The following is a 14,544-nucleotide window of genomic DNA, read 5'->3' as shown; positions in this document are numbered from 1 at the left end:
CATGTCCGACAGCCCCAGGCCCGCGAACGACGGGTCCGACAGCAGCACGCCGGCCGGCGACGACCTGCCCGACTTCGACCTTGAGAACCTCGAGATCCCCGACGACCTGTCCTCCCTGACCGGCACCGGCGAGCCCGAGTTCGCCGCGATCATCACCCAGATCGCCGGCGCCGAGCCGCTGGCGGCGGCCAGCTCCCTGGCCCAGCTCGACCTGGACGCGGTGCCGACCCCGGTCGGCGCGGTCGGCGTCCTGCGCGACCGGTCGGGCGACGCGCCCGAGCGGGCCGCCGCGGCGATCTCCCAGCTCGTGCGGGGCGTCCCGCTCGTCCTGGTCACGCGCACCGGCGAGCAGATGACGGCCGTGCGGTTCGCCGACGGCGTCCGCGGCGACGAGCTCGCGCCGGGCCTCGTGCTGGGCGGCGCGCCCGAGAACGTCGTCGACCTGCTGACCGGCGCCACGGCGGTGGCCGACGTCGACGGCGTGGTCGGCTCGGACTCGATCAGCAAGTTCAAGGCGATGCGGATGCTGACCTCCGCCGCGCGCAAGGCCCGCAAGAGCATGGGCAAGGGCGAGACGGGCCCGGACAGCAAGGACGGGGTCTGACCGTGGGCGCGCGCGTCGTCGTCCTCGACTACGGCTTCGGCAACGTCCGGTCCGCCGTCCGGGCCCTGGAGCGGGTGGGCGCCGACGTGACGCTCACCGCCGACCGGGCCCTCGCGCAGGACGCGGACGGCCTGGTCGTGCCCGGCGTCGGCGCGTTCGCCGCGTGCATGGCCGGCCTCACGGCGGTGCGCGGCCACGAGGTCGTGGGCCGGCGGCTGGCCGGCAACCGCCCCGTCCTGGGCATCTGCGTGGGCATGCAGGTCATGTTCGACGCCGGGGTGGAGCACGGCGAGCGCACCGACGGCATCGGCGAGTGGCCCGGCGTCGTCGAGCGGCTGCACGCCGACGTGGTGCCCCACATGGGCTGGTCGCCGGTCGAGGCGCCGGGGGGCTCGGCCCTCTTCGCCGGGATCGCCGACGAGCGCTTCTACTTCGTGCACTCGTACGCCGCCCAGACGTTCACCAAGGGTCACGACGAGAACGCGGTGGGCGTCTTCTCGCCGCCGAAGGTCACCTGGGCGGACCACGGCGGCCGGTTCGTCGCGGCGGTCGAGGACGGCCCGCTGGCGGCGACCCAGTTCCACCCCGAGAAGTCCGGCGACGCGGGAGCCCAGCTCCTGGAGAACTGGCTCACCACCCTCGCTTGACCGTTGAGTGCTGGATGTTCGCCCTCCAGGGCGTCCCGGAAGGGCGAATGTCCAGCACTCGACGCAGACAGAAACTCAGACTTGGAGAGACATGACCGACCGACTCGTGCTGCTGCCCGCCGTCGACGTGGCCGACGGCCAGGCCGTCCGCCTCGTCCAGGGGGAGGCCGGCTCGGAGACCTCGTACGGGGACCCGCTGACCGCCGCGCTGGACTGGCAGTCCGGCGGCGCCGAGTGGGTGCACCTCGTGGACCTCGACGCGGCCTTCGGGCGTGGGTCCAACGCCGAGCTGCTCGCGCGCGTGGTCGGTGAGCTGGACGTGCAGGTCGAGCTGTCGGGCGGCATCCGCGACGACGAGTCGCTGGAGCGCGCCCTGGCCACCGGCGCCCGCCGCGTCAACCTCGGCACCGCCGCCCTGGAGGACCCGGCCTGGACGGCCAAGGTCATCGCCGAGCACGGCGACCGCGTCGCCGTCGGCCTCGACGTGCGGGGCACCACGCTCGCCGCGCGCGGCTGGACCAAGGAGGGCGGCGACCTCTGGGAGGTCCTCGGCCGCCTCGACGAGGCCGGCTGCGCCCGCTACGTGGTCACCGACGTGACCAAGGACGGCACGCTGCGCGGCCCCAACGTCGACCTGCTGTCCGACGTCGCCGCGCGCACCTCCGCGCACGTCGTCGCCTCGGGCGGCATCTCCTCGCTCGACGACCTGCGGGCGCTGCGCGCCCTGGGCACCATCGAGGGCGCCGTGGTCGGCAAGGCCCTGTACGCGGGCGCCTTCACGCTCCCCGAGGCGCTCGACGTCGCCGGGCGGCCGGGAGCCGCCGAGTGAAGTCCATCCAGCCGTCCAGCCAGTTCGCGGGCGACGACGGCTCGGCCGACGCCGAGCTGACCCGCCTGCTGGAGGGCCACTCGACCGGGACGGTCCCGCTGCGCGACGTCGTCGCCCGGCTGGCCGAGACCCGCGTGCTCGTGCCGGTGCTGGCCGAGGCCGGCGCCGTCGAGCAGAACCCGGACGGGCTGACCGTCGACAAGGAGGCGTCCTCCGGCGTCGTCGCCCTGGAGGCCCCGGACGGCCGCCGCGCCCTGCCGGTGTTCACCTCCGTGGCGACCATGCAGGCGTGGCGCGCCGACGCCCGGCCGGTCCCGGTCGAGGCGACCCGCGCCGCCCTGTCGGCGGTGAACGAGAACTGGGCGCTGGTCGTCGTGGACCCCGCCGGGCCCGCGACGGCGCTGGTCCCGCGCCCGGCCGTGTGGGCGCTGGCACAGGGGCAGCCCTGGCGGCCGGCCCTGGTGCCGCACGAGGACGGGCTCGCCGTCGACCCCGAGGTCGCGGCCGAGGTGGTGGTCGCCGCTGCCCCCGTGCAGCACGTGGTGCGGGTGCACGCCGAGCCCGGCCGCAAGGCCGAGGTCGCGGTGGTGCTCGCCCTGGACCCGGGCCTGGACCGGGCCGGGCTGGACGCGGTGCTGGGACAGGTCAACGCCCGCCTGGCGGCGTCCGAGGTGATCTCCGCGCGCGTGGACTCCCTGGAGCTCCGCATCGGCGCGGCCCGCTGAGCCCTCCGCTCAGCAGCCCTTGGCCGGCGTGAACGCCGTGTCGTCGGCCAGCATGTCCTGGAGCGTCGACAGCGGCACCAGCAGGCTGTTGTCGTCCGCCGTCTTGGCGTAGACGACGCCGATCACCCGGCCCTGGTCGTCCAGCGCGGCCGACCCGGACGACCCGGGCTCGACGGGGGCGTCCGTGAGGAGCACCTCGCCCAGGTTGGCGTTCAGCGGGTCCCGGGTGGTGCCCATGACCTCGCCCTCCGTGACGGTGAGCTCGCCGCCCGCGGGGTAGCCCACCACGGTGACGGGGTCGCCGCGCTCCGGGTCGGCCTGAGCGAGCTCCGGGTGCGACGGCAGCGGGTCGGTCGTGCGGACCACCGCGAGGTCCGCGAGGCCGGCGGTCGAGGTGGCCCCGACGGTGATGTCGTGCCCGTCGTAGGTGCTGACCTCGAGGTCCTTCGAGTCCGCGACCACGTGCTTGTTGGTGATCAGCGTGTGCTCGTCGATCGCGAAGCCCGAACCGGTCGACAGCTCCTCGCAGCCCACGTTGCGGATGCGGACGGCCATCCGCTCGACGGCGTCGAACCCGTCCGGGCTCAGCGCGTCGCCGCCGGCCGCGGGGGACAGGTCCACCGGCGTGGACGGCACGATGTCGCCGGGCACCGGGTCCGGCAGGGGCGGCAGCACCCCGCAGCCGCCCAGCGTCCCGGTCAGGACGAGGCCCGCGAGGACGGCGCGCGAACGGGCGCTCCACCTCACTGGCGCAGCTCCCGCTGCAGGGCCTCGTTGGCGTCCTCCGCGTCGGCGCACAGCGCGTTGACCTCCCGCTCGTAGCGGGCCAGGTCCGCGGGCTCGTACTGGTCGGCCTCCTTGAGGTAGCCGACGAGCTGCTCCTGGCCCGACACGCACTGCCCCAGCGCCGAGGCCACCGTGGCGGCGGCCGCGCTGACCTGCGTCTGGTAGTCGAGGTACTGCTGCGAGGCGACGTTCTCGTCACCGAGCTGCGCCTTCTCGTTCGCGAGGTCCGTGATGCGCGACGTCGCGGTCGAGAGCTGGTCCCGGGCGGCCTTCAGCTCGGCGTTCGCGCCGTCGAGCTGCAGCCGCAGCGAGGCGACCTCGTCGGCGTAGCCGTGCGCCTTGGTCTCCCACTCGGTGGCCGTGCGCTGCCAGCGGACGGTCGTGAGCCACAGGTAGGCGCCGACGGCGATCGTCGCCACCAGCACGATGGCGAGCACACGAGAACCACCCCGACGGCGCCGGGGCGCCCGCTCCGGTTCAGGCGCCGCCACGACGGGAGCCTCGGTCATCAGACGACGGAACCCGTGTACTTCTCGCCCGGCCCCTCGCCCGGCGCGTCGGGGATCACCGACGCCTCCCGGAACGCGAGCTGGAGGCTGCGCAGGCCGTCGCGCAGCGAGCGGGCGTGCTGGTTGCCGATGTCGGGAGCGCTCGCGACCACCAGCGCGGCCAGCGCCGTGATCAGCTTGCGCGCCTCGTCCAGGTCCTTGAGCTCCTCGGCGTCGTCGCCCTCGGCCAGGCCGCACTTGACCGCCGCGGCGCTCATCAGGTGGACGGCGGCCGTCGTGATGACCTCGACCGCGGCGACCTCCGCGATGTCCCGCGTGGCCTGGTCAGGGCCCACCGGGGCCTCGATGCCGGTGGGTGTCTCGTCGCTCGTGCTCATGGGCACCATCCTTTCATCCCCCCGGGGGTGCGGACGCCCACCGGGCGCCCTCCCGACGCCTGCCGAACGTCCTCCGAACGACGGCGCGAGTCTGGGTTAGCCTGCGTGCGTTCAACGGTGAAACAGGGGAGGCCCTTTCGATGCACGACGACATCACACTGACCACCGGGCGCGCGCACCGGGTGCTGACCGAACGGATCTGGCCCGCGGTCCACGAGACGTCGGTCCCGCTCGAGGTCGAGTGGCACGCCCTGCCGGGGGAGCCGATCCCGCCGGCCGAGGGTCTGGCCCTCGCGATGCAGCCGTACGAGGTGGGCACCCCGTGGGGCCCCGCCTGGGGCACCACCTGGTTCCGGCTGACGGGCACCGTGCCCGCCGAGTGGGCCGGGCGCACCGTCGAGGCCGTGGTGGACCTCGGCTTCGACGTCGACCGGACCGGGTTCCAGGCCGAGGCGCTGGTCTACACGCCGGACGGCAGCCCGGTGAAGTCGATCAACCCCCGCAACCAGCACGTGCCCGTGGCCGACGCCGCGGCCGGCGGCGAGCGGGTCGAGCTCTACCTGGAGGCCGCGTCCAACCCCGTGCTGCTGGGGCACAACGTCTTCGAGCGGACGACGGAGGGCGACACCGCCACCTCGTCCCCGCACCCCCTGTACACGACCCGGCGCATCGACCTGGCGATCTTCGAGTCCGAGGTGCACGACCTCGCCCTCGACGTCGAGGTGCTGCTCGAGCTGCAGGCCGAGCTGCCCACCGGCCCGCGTCGCATGCGCGTGCTCCAGGCCCTCGACGACGCCCTCGACGTGCTCGACCTGCAGCGCATCCCCGAGACCGCCGCCGCGGCCCGGGCGGCGCTCGCGGACGTGCTGGCCAGCCCGGCCGAGCACAGCGCCCACGAGATCTCCGCCGTCGGCCACGCCCACATCGACTCGGCCTGGCTGTGGCCCGTGCGGGAGACGATCCGCAAGGTCGCGCGCACGACGTCGTCCATGGCCGACCTCATCGGCCGCACCGACGACTTCGTGTACGGCATGTCGTCCGCGCAGCAGTACGCGTGGGTCAAGGAGCACCGGCCCGAGGTGTGGACCCGGGTCAAGGAGGCCGTCGCCTCCGGACGGTTCCTGCCGCTGGGCGGCATGTGGGTCGAGTCCGACACGGTGATGCCGTCGGGCGAGGCGCTGGTGCGCCAGTTCTCGCAGGGGCAGCGCTTCTTCGAGCGGGAGTTCGGGCAGCGGTCGCACGGCGTGTGGCTGCCGGACTCGTTCGGTTACTCGCCGGCCCTGCCGCAGCTCGTGCGCCGCGCCGGGTTCGACTGGTTCTTCACGCAGAAGATCTCCTGGAACCAGGTCAACGTCTTCCCGCACCACACGTTCTGGTGGGAGGGCATCGACGGCTCGCGCGTGCTGACGCACTTCCCGCCGATGGACACCTACAACTCGCAGCTCTCGGGCGAGGAGCTGGCCAAGGCGACCCGCCAGTTCCGCGAGTCGCGGCGCGCCACGGGCTCGATCGCGCCCGTCGGCTACGGCGACGGCGGTGGCGGCACCACCCGCGAGATGACGGGCCGGGCCAAGCGGCTCGCGAGCCTCGAGGGCAGCGCGAAGGTGCGCTGGGAGCACCCGGACGCGTTCTTCGAGCGCGCCCGCGAGGAGCTGGTCGCGTCCGGGACGGATGACAGCGCTGTCTGGGTGGGCGAGCTCTACCTGGAGCTGCACCGGGCGACGCTGACCTCGCAGCACCGGACCAAGCAGGGCAACCGCCGCAACGAGCAGCTCCTGGTCGAGGCCGAGGCCTGGGCGGCCACGGCGTCGGCCCGGACCGGGGCGGACTACCCCTACAACGAGCTCGACTCGCTGTGGCAGCAGGTCCTGCTGCTCCAGTTCCACGACATCCTGCCGGGCACGTCCATCGCCTGGGTGCACCGCGAGGCCGTGGCGCAGCACGCGGCGATCACGGAGGGCGCGCAGGCGATCATCGAGCGCTCCCTGCGGACCCTGGTCGGCGACGGCGAGGTGGCCCTGCGGGCCAACCCCGCGGTGTTCGCGCAGGCGGGCGTGCCGGCCCTCGGCGTGGCCCCGGCGTCCGCCCCGGCCGCGGCGCCGAGCACCCTGGAGGAGCTGCCCGACGGCGGGTACGTGCTGGCCAACGAGCAGGTCCGGGTCACGCTGGACGCCGCCGGCCACGTGACGTCCGCCGTCGACCTGGCCTCCGGCCGCGAGGCGGTGGCGCCTGGCCGCGAGGCGAACGTGCTCCAGCTCCACCAGGACTTCCCGAACAAGTGGGACGCCTGGGACGTGGACCGGTTCTACCGCAACTCGGTGACCGACCTGCGCGAGGCCGAGAAGGTGACCGGCACCGTGGAGGACGGCGTGGCCGTCGTGACGGTGCACCGGCAGTTCTCGGCGTCCAGCCTGGACCAGGTGATCACGCTCGCGCCGGGCAGCCGCACCCTCGAGGTGGACCTGCGGACCGACTGGCACGAGACCGAGAAGTTCCTCAAGGTCGCCTTCCCGCTCGACGTGCGGGCCGAGCACGTGGCGGCCGAGACCCAGTTCGGCTTCCACAAGCGGGTCACGCACACCAACACGAGCTGGGAGGCCGCCAAGTTCGAGACGTCGATGCACAAGTGGCTGCTGGCCGAGGAGCCGGGCTTCGGCGTCGGGCTCGTCAACGACTCGTCCTACGCCTACGACGTGACGCGCGAGGTGTCCGAGCAGGGCGTGGCGCCCGCGCCGGGCGTGCCGGAGGTGACGACGACCGTGCGGCTGTCGCTGCTGCGCGCGCCGCGGTTCCCCGACCCGGAGACCGACCAGGGCCTGCAGACGCACCGGTACGGCCTGGTCGTCGGCGCGGATACCGCCGTGGCGACCGAGGCCGGCGCGACGTTCGGCGCGCGGCCGCGTGAGCTGCGCGGGGCGGCCGGCTTCGAGCCGCTGGTCGGCGTGGCCGGTGGCGTGACGCTGTCGGCGGTCAAGCTCGCCGACGACCGGTCGGGCGACCTCGTGGTGCGCGTCTACGAGGCGCACGGCCGCCGCGCGTCGGGCGCCGTGACGGTGGCGGCGCCGGTGAGCGGGGCCCGGACCGTCAGCCTCCTCGAGGACGACGTCGACGGCGGCGCGGTCGACGTCACGGCGGACGGCACCGTGACGGTCGAGCTGAGCCCGTTCGAGGTGCGCACGCTGCGCTTCGCCCTGGCGTAGCGCCCGCGTGGCCGGACCCGCAGTTCACCCGGGTGAGCTGCGGGCCCGGTCCGCCGGGGCACCTTGACACCCGTACGCTCGGGCACGATGCACTGGTCCGCGCCAAACCGCTCGAGCCGACCGGGAACGGCGACATCGATCCCAGACGCGACGAAGCCTCTGCCGGAAGGAACTGTCCATGACCATCACGAGGATCGGGGCCGCGGGGACGGCCCTGGCCGTCGTGGCCGCCCTGGGCGGCTGCACCCTCGACGGCGGGGGCGCCACGGATCCGGACGGCGGCGCGAAGGACGTGACCGGCGAGGTCACGCTGCAGACCTGGTCGCTCAAGCCCCGCTTCACCGAGTACGTCGAGGGCGTCATCGCCGACTTCGAGCAGGAGTACCCGGGCACCGAGGTGACGTGGCTCGACCAGCCCGGTGACGGCTACTCGGACACGGTGCTCGCGCAGGCCGCCGCGGGCGAGCTGCCCGACGTCACGAACCTGCCGCCCGACTTCGCGCTCACGCTGGCCCGCGAGGGCCTGCTCACCGACCTCACGACCGTGGACGACACCCTGGAGGACACCTACGTGCCCGGGGCGCTGGCCGCCTACCGGTACGCGGGGCTCGAGGGCACGTTCGGCTTCCCGTGGTACCTGACCACGGACCTGAACTACTGGAACACCGCGATGTTCCAGGAGGCGGGGCTCGACGCGGCGTCGCCGCCGACCAGCCTCGACGAGCTCGTCGCGCAGGCGCGGATCATGCACGACGCGACCGGCGGGTACCTCATGAGCCGCAAACCCGGCGTGGGCGACTTCGCGGCGGCCGGCATCCCGGTGCTGTCCGACGACGGCACCGAGCTCACGTTCAACTCGCCCGAGGCGGCCGAGCTGCTCGACGTCTACCGGGACGCCTACGCCGAGGGCCTCATGCCCGACGACGTGCTCACGGACGCCTACCTCGGCAACAGCCAGCTCTTCGCCGAGGGCAAGGTGGCCTGGTCGACGGGCGGCGGCAACTTCATCAACAGCGTGCTGGAGACCAACCCGGCGCTGGAGGGCCAGATCACCTCCTCGCCGTACATGGGCGCCACCCCGCTGTACGTCCAGGGCCTGTCGGTCTCGAACACGTCCACGAACCTGCCGACGGCGGTGGCGCTGGCCCGGTTCGTCACGAACGCCGTCAACCAGGAGGCGTTCTCGGCCGAGGTGCCCGGCGTCTTCCCGTCCACGGCGGCCTCGCAGGAGAACCCGGACCTCGCGCGGAGCGACGGCACGCCGCAGGGCGACGCCAAGGCGATCGCGTTCAGCAACCTCACCACGGCGCGGGTGCTGCAGCCGGTCGAGATCAGCGAGGCGATGACCACCGTCATCAACCAGCAGCTCGCGGCGGCGATCACGGGCGACAAGACGTCGGCGGAGGCCCTCGACGCCGCCGTCGCCGAGTGCAACAAGCTGCTCGCCGACCAGTGAGACCGCACCTGACCATCACCACGGTGCCGACGGACTTCTCGCAGGACGAGGCCGCGGCAGCAACCAGGGCGCTCCTCGCCCGCGACGAAAGGCCAACTGCAATCGTCTACGACTCCGACGTCGCCGCGCCCGCTGCGACGACAACGCTGTCATGGGTCCGCGCATGACCGGGCCCGCACACGTCCCCGCCGGCCGCCCCGGCGCCGGCCTGACCAGCGAGCACGCCACCCGCGTGCGGCACCACGGCGAGGGCCGCACCGTGCTGCTCGACGGGCTGGACGTGCCGGTCGAGGCCGGCACCGAGCTGCGCTACGCCGTGCTGCCCGTGCTCGACGAGAAGCTGACCTACCGCTCCACCTACGTGGCGCTCGACCTGCAGCTCGACGACGGCACGTGGCTCTCCGCCACCGACCCCGGGCGGGACCTGCTGGACCAGCACGGGATGCCCGCGACCGCCGTCGGGCAGGGGGAGGCCCGGATCCTGGTGCCCGACCACTGGAACCTGGTCCGCGTGGACCTGGGCCCCGTGGCCCAGGCGCTCCCGGGCCGCCGCGTGCGCGCGGCCGCCGCCGTGACCGCCGCGCCCGACGGCGGGCGCACCGAGGCGTGGTTCGACACGGTGTCGGTGGGGCGACGCGCCCCGCGTACGGTCACCGGCCGCACGGACCTCGTGGACACGCGGCGCGGCACGCACTCCTCGGGCGCCTACTCGCGGGGCAACAACGTGCCCGCCGCCGCGGTGCCGAACGGCTTCACGATGTGGGTCCCGCTGACCGACGCCGCCTCCGAGCGCTGGCTGTACTCCTGGGCCGCGCACAACGGCCCGGACAACCGGCCGCGCCTGCAGGGCGTGGGCATCTCGCACGAGCCGAGCCCGTGGATGGGGGACCGCGACCAGCTTGCGTTCCACCTCGTGCCCGCCGGACCCGGCGACGACGTGCCGGACGCCGGACTCGACGCCCGCTCGATCGGTTTCTCGCACGACGACGAGACCGCCCGCCCGCACCGGTACGACGTCGGCCTGGACGGCGGCGCGCGCGTGGCCGTCGCGGCGTCCGACCACGGCGGCGTGCTCCGCCTCACGTTCCCGGACGGCGCCACGACGGGCCACCTGCTGATCGACGCCGTGGGCGACTCCGGCGCGGACGGCGCGCCCGTGTCCGTGACCGTCCACGACGACGGCACGCTCACCGGCTGGAGCGACCACGGCAGCCCGCTGTCGGTGGGCCGCAGCCGCATGTACGTCGTGGGCCGGATCTCCCGGCCGGTCCTGCGCACGGGCCGCGCCCGCGGACGGGACCACGCCACGTACGCGACGGTCGCGCTGGACGCCGGGGCGGACGCGGCGGCCGGGGCCGACGCGGGCCGCACGGTCGAGGTGCGCGTGGCGACGTCGTACATCAGCGAGGAGCTGGCCTGGCTCGCGCTGGAGCGCGAGGTGTCCGGCACCTTCGACGAGGTCGCCGACGCCGCCCGCGCGCAGTGGGAGGAGCGGCTCGGCGTGCTCGACGTCGAGGGCGCCGCCGAGGAGCAGCGGGTCACGCTCTACTCGAACCTGTACCGGCTCAACCTGTACCCGTCGTCGTACACGGAGGTCGGGGCCGACGGCGCGCCCGTGCACGCCTCGCCCGTGCTCGACGGCGCCCCGGTGGTGCCCGGCGAGATGTTCGTGAACCACGGGTTCTGGGACACCTACCGCACCTGCTGGCCCGCGTACGCCCTGCTGTACCCGGAGGTCGCGGCACGGCTCGCCGACGGGTTCGTGCAGCAGTACCGCGAGGGCGGCTGGGTCGCCCGCTGGTCGTCGCCGGGGTACGCCGACCTGATGACGGGCACGTCGTCCGACGTCGCCTTCGCCGACCTGTACCTGCGCGGCGTGGACCTGCCCGATCCGCTGGCCACCTACGACGCCGGGCTGCGCAACGCCACGGCGCTGCCTACCCGGTCCGGTGTGGGGCGCAAGGGCCAGGAGTTCGCGCTCACCCACGGCTGGGTGCCGCGCGACGTCGAGGAGTCGGTGTCGTGGAGCCTGGAGGGCTACATCAACGACGCCGGGCTGGCGCGGATGGCGCAGGCGCTCGCGGACGCGCCCGGGACCCCGGAGGGACGCCGCCGTGCCCTGCGCGACGAGGCCGCCTACCTGCGGCAGAGCGCGCTCGGCTACGTGCACCTCTTCGACGCCGGCACGGGGTTCTTCCGGGGGCGCGCCCGGGACGGCGAGCTCGACCCGGCCCCGTTCGACCCGGACGCGTGGGGCGGCGACTACACCGAGTCCGACGCCTGGAACTTCCTGTTCCACCCCGTGCACGACGGCGCGGGGCTGGCCGCCCTGCACGGCGGCCGTGCCGGCCTGGAGCGGCTGCTGGAGCGGTTCTTCGCCGCGCCGGAGCGGGCGGACAAGCCGGGGAGCTACGGGTCCGCGATCCACGAGATGTTCGAGGCGCGTGACGTGCGCCTGGGCCAGCTCGGGCAGTCGAACCAGGTGTCGCACCACATCGCCTGGACGTGGTCGGTCGCCGGGCGGCCGGACCGCACCCAGGAGGTCGTGCGCGAGATCCTGACGCGCCTGTGGACCGGCAACGACATCGGGCAGGGCTACCACGGCGACGAGGACAACGGCGAGATGTCGGCCTGGTACGTGCTGGCCGCGCTCGGGCTGTACCCGCTGGAGATCGGCTCGCCGCGGTGGGCGGTCACGTCACCGCTGTTCGAGCGGGCGGTGGTGCACCGGCCTGACGGCGACCTCGTGATCGAGGCACCGGGAGCGGCCGGGCGGCAGTACGTGGCGGGGCTGGACGTGGCTGGTGGTGACGGCGCGGCTGGTGTCGACGTGGCCGCGGCGCGGGCGGTCACGACGCCGTCGATCGACAACGGTGACCTCGTCGGGGGAGCGACCCTGCGGTTCGCGCTGTCGGAGACCCCGACCCGGTGGGGCGTGCCGGCGGACGGCGACGAGGCTGGTGCTCGTGCCGCTGAGGGCGGTGCCGGGTTGGCTTCCGACCGGCCGTGGCGGCGCGCCGACGGCGCCTGGCGCGGTGCCGAGGGTGCGCTGCCGCACCTGACCGACGGCGACCTGACGACGTCGGCCGTGGTGGACGGCACGCTCGACTGGGCGCCCGCCGCTGAGGTCCCGGCGGGGGCCGTGCTGCGCGCCTACACGCTGGTCTCGGGCCCGTCGGCCGAGTCGTCGTCCGTCGAGGCGGCGTCCGGACCGCCGTCGGCCTGGCGCCTGGTCGGGGGCGACGGGCGGGTGCTGGACGAGCGGTCCGGCGAGGAGTGGCGCTGGCCGAGCCAGCTCCGCCCCTTCGTGCTCGACGAGCCCGTGCCGCTCGCGGACCTCCGCCTGGAGCTGGCCGGACCCGGTGCCCTCGCCCAGATCGAGCTCCTCCTGGGCTGACCCGCACGTCCAGGCGCCGGCGCTGCGAACGGCAGCCCTCGAAGGTGCGCTTCTACCCCGTCATCGGGCCCGGAATCAGCCGGATTCCGGGCCCGAAGACGGGGTAGAAGCGCACCTCCCTCGTGCCGGTCGCGCAGCGTCCGGGACGGCGGCTCCTGGCCGCGCCCCCAGGGCCTTGGCGAGACCGTGGTCCCGGGATGTGAGATCTGGGCAAGGATCATTGACTTCTATGGGTTCCATTCGTATCTTCTGTGACATCGAGACCAACCGCACTTATCCGATCGGAGAGATGTAGAAAGCCTCGACAGGTCATGAGTTCCGACGCGAAGCCCCGGCTGGTCGGACGGCAACCCCCCGCGCGGGTGGGTGCCCCGGGTGAGGACCAGGTCCACCGCCGCCGGCGGATGACAACACGCGTCGCTCGCCGATGGGCGAGCAGGTGAGGAGAACGACGATGACCCGGAGCGCTGCCCCCGCCGTCCACGTGTCCCTGCCGTCCCGGAACGTCTCCGCGCGGGCTGGTGCTGCCCCGCGCGAGGAGATGTGTTGTCACTGTTCCTGTCGCTGACGGCGACAGGCTGATCGCGACAACCTGACCGCGACAGCCCCGACGCGCCGACCGGCCGCAGCCAGCCACCGGTCCGCCGTCCGGAACTCCTCTCGGCGTCGCACGCCGAGCCCCGGCCGTAACCGGCCCTCACGTCCCTGACCGGACGTCTCACTCCTGCCCTCCGGCAGCCACGCTCCCGGGTGACCCCTGGACGCCGTCGTGCACCTGCGCGCGGCGGCCGGGTCCTCCGGGCGCCGTCGCGCCGCCGCAGCCCGAACGGAGCACCGCCGTGCCGTACCCGTCGCAGCCCACGTCCCTCTCCTCGACCGCCCTCTCCACCCGTCCCGTCGTGCTCGGCGTGGACCTCACCTCCGCCGGCGCCCGCCCGGGCGCCCACCGGGCCCGCGGCCCGGTCGCGCCGCGCCCGTTCGACGGCGAGCGGTTCCTCCACCTCATGCGGACCGCCGACCGTGGACTGCTCGACTTCGTCAGCCTCGACGAGGGCTTTCTGCTCCACCCCGGCCGCAGCCAGGTCACCGGACGGCTGGACACGGCCGTCGCCGCGGCCCGGGCCGCCCGGGTCACCGCGGGGATCGGGCTGGTCGCCGCCGTCGACACGGTGCACGTCGAGGCGGCCCACGCCGCCGTCGCGCTGAGCAGCATCGACCGCGCGAGCAGCGGCCGGGCCGGCTGGCAGGCCGTGCGGCAGGGCACGCTCCCCGAGCCCGACGAGGCCTGGGCGGCGCGCGTCGAGCTGGGCATCCGGTCGGTGACGCAGGTGTGGACGGGCCGGCCCGGCAGCGGGGCGGGCGCGGTCGAGCTCGACGCCGAGGGCCGGTTCCGGGTGGACCACGACGGCATCCGGTTCGCCGTCCGCGGCCGCCCGGCCGGCGGCGGCGACGCGCTGCCACAGGTGCCCCCGCCGGTCGTCGTGCGGGTGCGTTCCGAGGCCAGCGCGGCGCTGGCCGGCCGCACCGCCGACGTCGCGCGGATCACCGTCACCGACGCCGCGCACGCGGTGCGGCTGCGCCGGCTCGTGCGGGATGCCGCGCTGTCCGCCGGGCGCGACCCCGAGGAGCTGCGCGTGCTCGCCGAGGTCTACGTGGTGCTCGCGGCGGAGCGGGCCAGCGCCCGGGCCCGGCTGGAGCTCGTCGAGGCGCTGGAGGGCACGGCGGCCATGGGCGACGGGCTGGTCGTCGCAGACACGCCGGACGAGCTCGCCACCCTGATCGCCGACTGGACCACCGTCGGCGCCGTCGACGGGTTCCTGCTGCGGCCGTCCTCGCTCAGCTCCGACCTCGACGCGATCACCGACCACCTGGTCCCCGCGCTCCAGCAGGCGGGCCTGTTCCGCACGGAGCGGACGGCGACCACGCTGCGCGGCTCGCTCGGGCTGTCCGACGTCGAGGCGGCCGAGCGGGTGCTGCCCACGGGCCGGCTGCTGAGCGCCTGACGACCGCGCCG

The 14,544-nt window shown here is 74.4% G+C and carries 11 protein-coding genes and 1 riboswitch; of the genes, 8 read left to right on the top strand and 3 right to left on the bottom strand.

All coding sequences use genetic code 11. The features are described 5' to 3' along the window. Nucleotide 1: 1 nt before the first annotated feature. From AB0I29_RS19360 to AB0I29_RS19345, 4 genes are all read left to right on the top strand, one after another. Nucleotides 2-604: a hypothetical protein gene (locus tag AB0I29_RS19360; RefSeq protein ID WP_357484505.1), complete on the top strand. Its 603-nt coding sequence runs from the start codon at nucleotides 2-4 to the stop codon at nucleotides 602-604. A 2-nt stretch (nucleotides 605-606) separates the two neighbouring features. Continuing rightward, a complete protein-coding gene (gene hisH, locus AB0I29_RS19355) occupies nucleotides 607-1,251 on the top strand; it encodes an imidazole glycerol phosphate synthase subunit HisH (RefSeq protein WP_285101541.1) in 645 nt (214 codons plus the stop codon). A 91-nt stretch (nucleotides 1,252-1,342) separates the two neighbouring features. Next, the gene (priA, locus tag AB0I29_RS19350; RefSeq protein WP_285101543.1) at nucleotides 1,343-2,080 is read left to right on the top strand and encodes a bifunctional 1-(5-phosphoribosyl)-5-((5-phosphoribosylamino)methylideneamino)imidazole-4-carboxamide isomerase/phosphoribosylanthranilate isomerase PriA; all 738 of its coding nucleotides are present in this window, start codon (nucleotides 1,343-1,345) and stop codon (nucleotides 2,078-2,080) included. Further along, nucleotides 2,077-2,805 (top strand): SseB family protein, encoded by a 729-nt coding sequence (locus tag AB0I29_RS19345; protein WP_285101545.1) that lies wholly within the window; start codon nucleotides 2,077-2,079, stop codon nucleotides 2,803-2,805. The genes priA and AB0I29_RS19345 overlap by 4 nt, the downstream gene beginning before the upstream one ends. 9 nt (nucleotides 2,806-2,814) lie before the next feature. Here the strand turns inward: AB0I29_RS19345 and AB0I29_RS19340 are convergent, their stop codons facing one another. Genes AB0I29_RS19340 through AB0I29_RS19330 form a run of 3 tightly spaced genes read right to left on the bottom strand, consistent with a single transcriptional unit; the run spans nucleotide 2,815 to nucleotide 4,477 of the window. Further along, nucleotides 2,815-3,552: a serine protease gene (locus tag AB0I29_RS19340; RefSeq protein ID WP_285101547.1), complete on the bottom strand. Its 738-nt coding sequence runs from the start codon at nucleotides 3,550-3,552 to the stop codon at nucleotides 2,815-2,817. Further along, on the bottom strand, nucleotides 3,549-4,100 hold the full coding sequence (locus tag AB0I29_RS19335) for a hypothetical protein (protein WP_285101549.1): 552 nt from the start codon (nucleotides 4,098-4,100) through the stop codon (nucleotides 3,549-3,551). The genes AB0I29_RS19340 and AB0I29_RS19335 overlap by 4 nt, the downstream gene beginning before the upstream one ends. Further along, nucleotides 4,100-4,477, bottom strand: coding sequence for a DUF1844 domain-containing protein (locus AB0I29_RS19330; protein ID WP_285101551.1), 378 nt, complete (start codon nucleotides 4,475-4,477; stop codon nucleotides 4,100-4,102). The genes AB0I29_RS19335 and AB0I29_RS19330 overlap by 1 nt, the downstream gene beginning before the upstream one ends. 140 nt (nucleotides 4,478-4,617) lie before the next feature. On the opposite strand from AB0I29_RS19330, the gene AB0I29_RS19325 reads away from it, so the two are divergent. The 4 genes from AB0I29_RS19325 to AB0I29_RS19310 all read left to right on the top strand — a co-directional run bounded on the left by AB0I29_RS19325 (nucleotide 4,618) and on the right by AB0I29_RS19310 (nucleotide 14,533). Further along, nucleotides 4,618-7,677, top strand: a complete 3,060-nt coding sequence (locus AB0I29_RS19325; RefSeq protein WP_357484497.1) for a glycoside hydrolase family 38 C-terminal domain-containing protein — start codon at nucleotides 4,618-4,620, stop codon at nucleotides 7,675-7,677. Between the two features lie 178 nt (nucleotides 7,678-7,855). Beyond that, nucleotides 7,856-9,133 carry a sugar ABC transporter substrate-binding protein gene (locus tag AB0I29_RS19320; protein WP_357484494.1) on the top strand — a complete coding sequence of 426 codons (1,278 nt, stop codon included), beginning with the start codon at nucleotides 7,856-7,858 and terminating at the stop codon, nucleotides 9,131-9,133. 163 nt (nucleotides 9,134-9,296) lie between these two features. Then, entirely contained in the window at nucleotides 9,297-12,530 is a 3,234-nt protein-coding gene (locus AB0I29_RS19315) for a GH92 family glycosyl hydrolase (protein WP_357484491.1), read from the top strand. A 307-nt stretch (nucleotides 12,531-12,837) separates the two neighbouring features. Next, nucleotides 12,838-12,949, top strand: a riboswitch (SAM riboswitch). 420 nt (nucleotides 12,950-13,369) lie between these two features. After that, on the top strand, nucleotides 13,370-14,533 hold the full coding sequence (locus AB0I29_RS19310) for an LLM class flavin-dependent oxidoreductase (protein WP_357484488.1): 1,164 nt from the start codon (nucleotides 13,370-13,372) through the stop codon (nucleotides 14,531-14,533). The last annotated feature ends 11 nt before the right edge of the window (nucleotides 14,534-14,544 follow it).

The organism is Promicromonospora sp. NPDC050262, assembly GCF_040655935.1.
In the GTDB taxonomy this organism is placed as follows: domain Bacteria; phylum Actinomycetota; class Actinomycetes; order Actinomycetales; family Cellulomonadaceae; genus Promicromonospora.
The sequence above is the reverse complement of the archived record's forward strand: the minus strand, read 5'-3'. Positions and strand labels throughout refer to the sequence as shown.

Bases quoted from the DNA above. Each gene is read 5' to 3' on its own strand.
- AB0I29_RS19335 (WP_285101549.1), bottom strand. From the start codon at position 4,100: ATGACCGAGGCTCCCGTCGTGGCGGCGCCTGAACCGGAGCGGGCGCCC.
- priA (WP_285101543.1), top strand. From the start codon at position 1,343: ATGACCGACCGACTCGTGCTGCTGCCCGCCGTCGACGTGGCCGACGGC.
- AB0I29_RS19325 (WP_357484497.1), top strand. From the start codon at position 4,618: ATGCACGACGACATCACACTGACCACCGGGCGCGCGCACCGGGTGCTG.
- AB0I29_RS19360 (WP_357484505.1), top strand. From the start codon at position 2: ATGTCCGACAGCCCCAGGCCCGCGAACGACGGGTCCGACAGCAGCACG.
- AB0I29_RS19330 (WP_285101551.1), bottom strand. From the start codon at position 4,477: ATGAGCACGAGCGACGAGACACCCACCGGCATCGAGGCCCCGGTGGGC.
- AB0I29_RS19315 (WP_357484491.1), top strand. From the start codon at position 9,297: ATGACCGGGCCCGCACACGTCCCCGCCGGCCGCCCCGGCGCCGGCCTG.
- AB0I29_RS19320 (WP_357484494.1), top strand. From the start codon at position 7,856: ATGACCATCACGAGGATCGGGGCCGCGGGGACGGCCCTGGCCGTCGTG.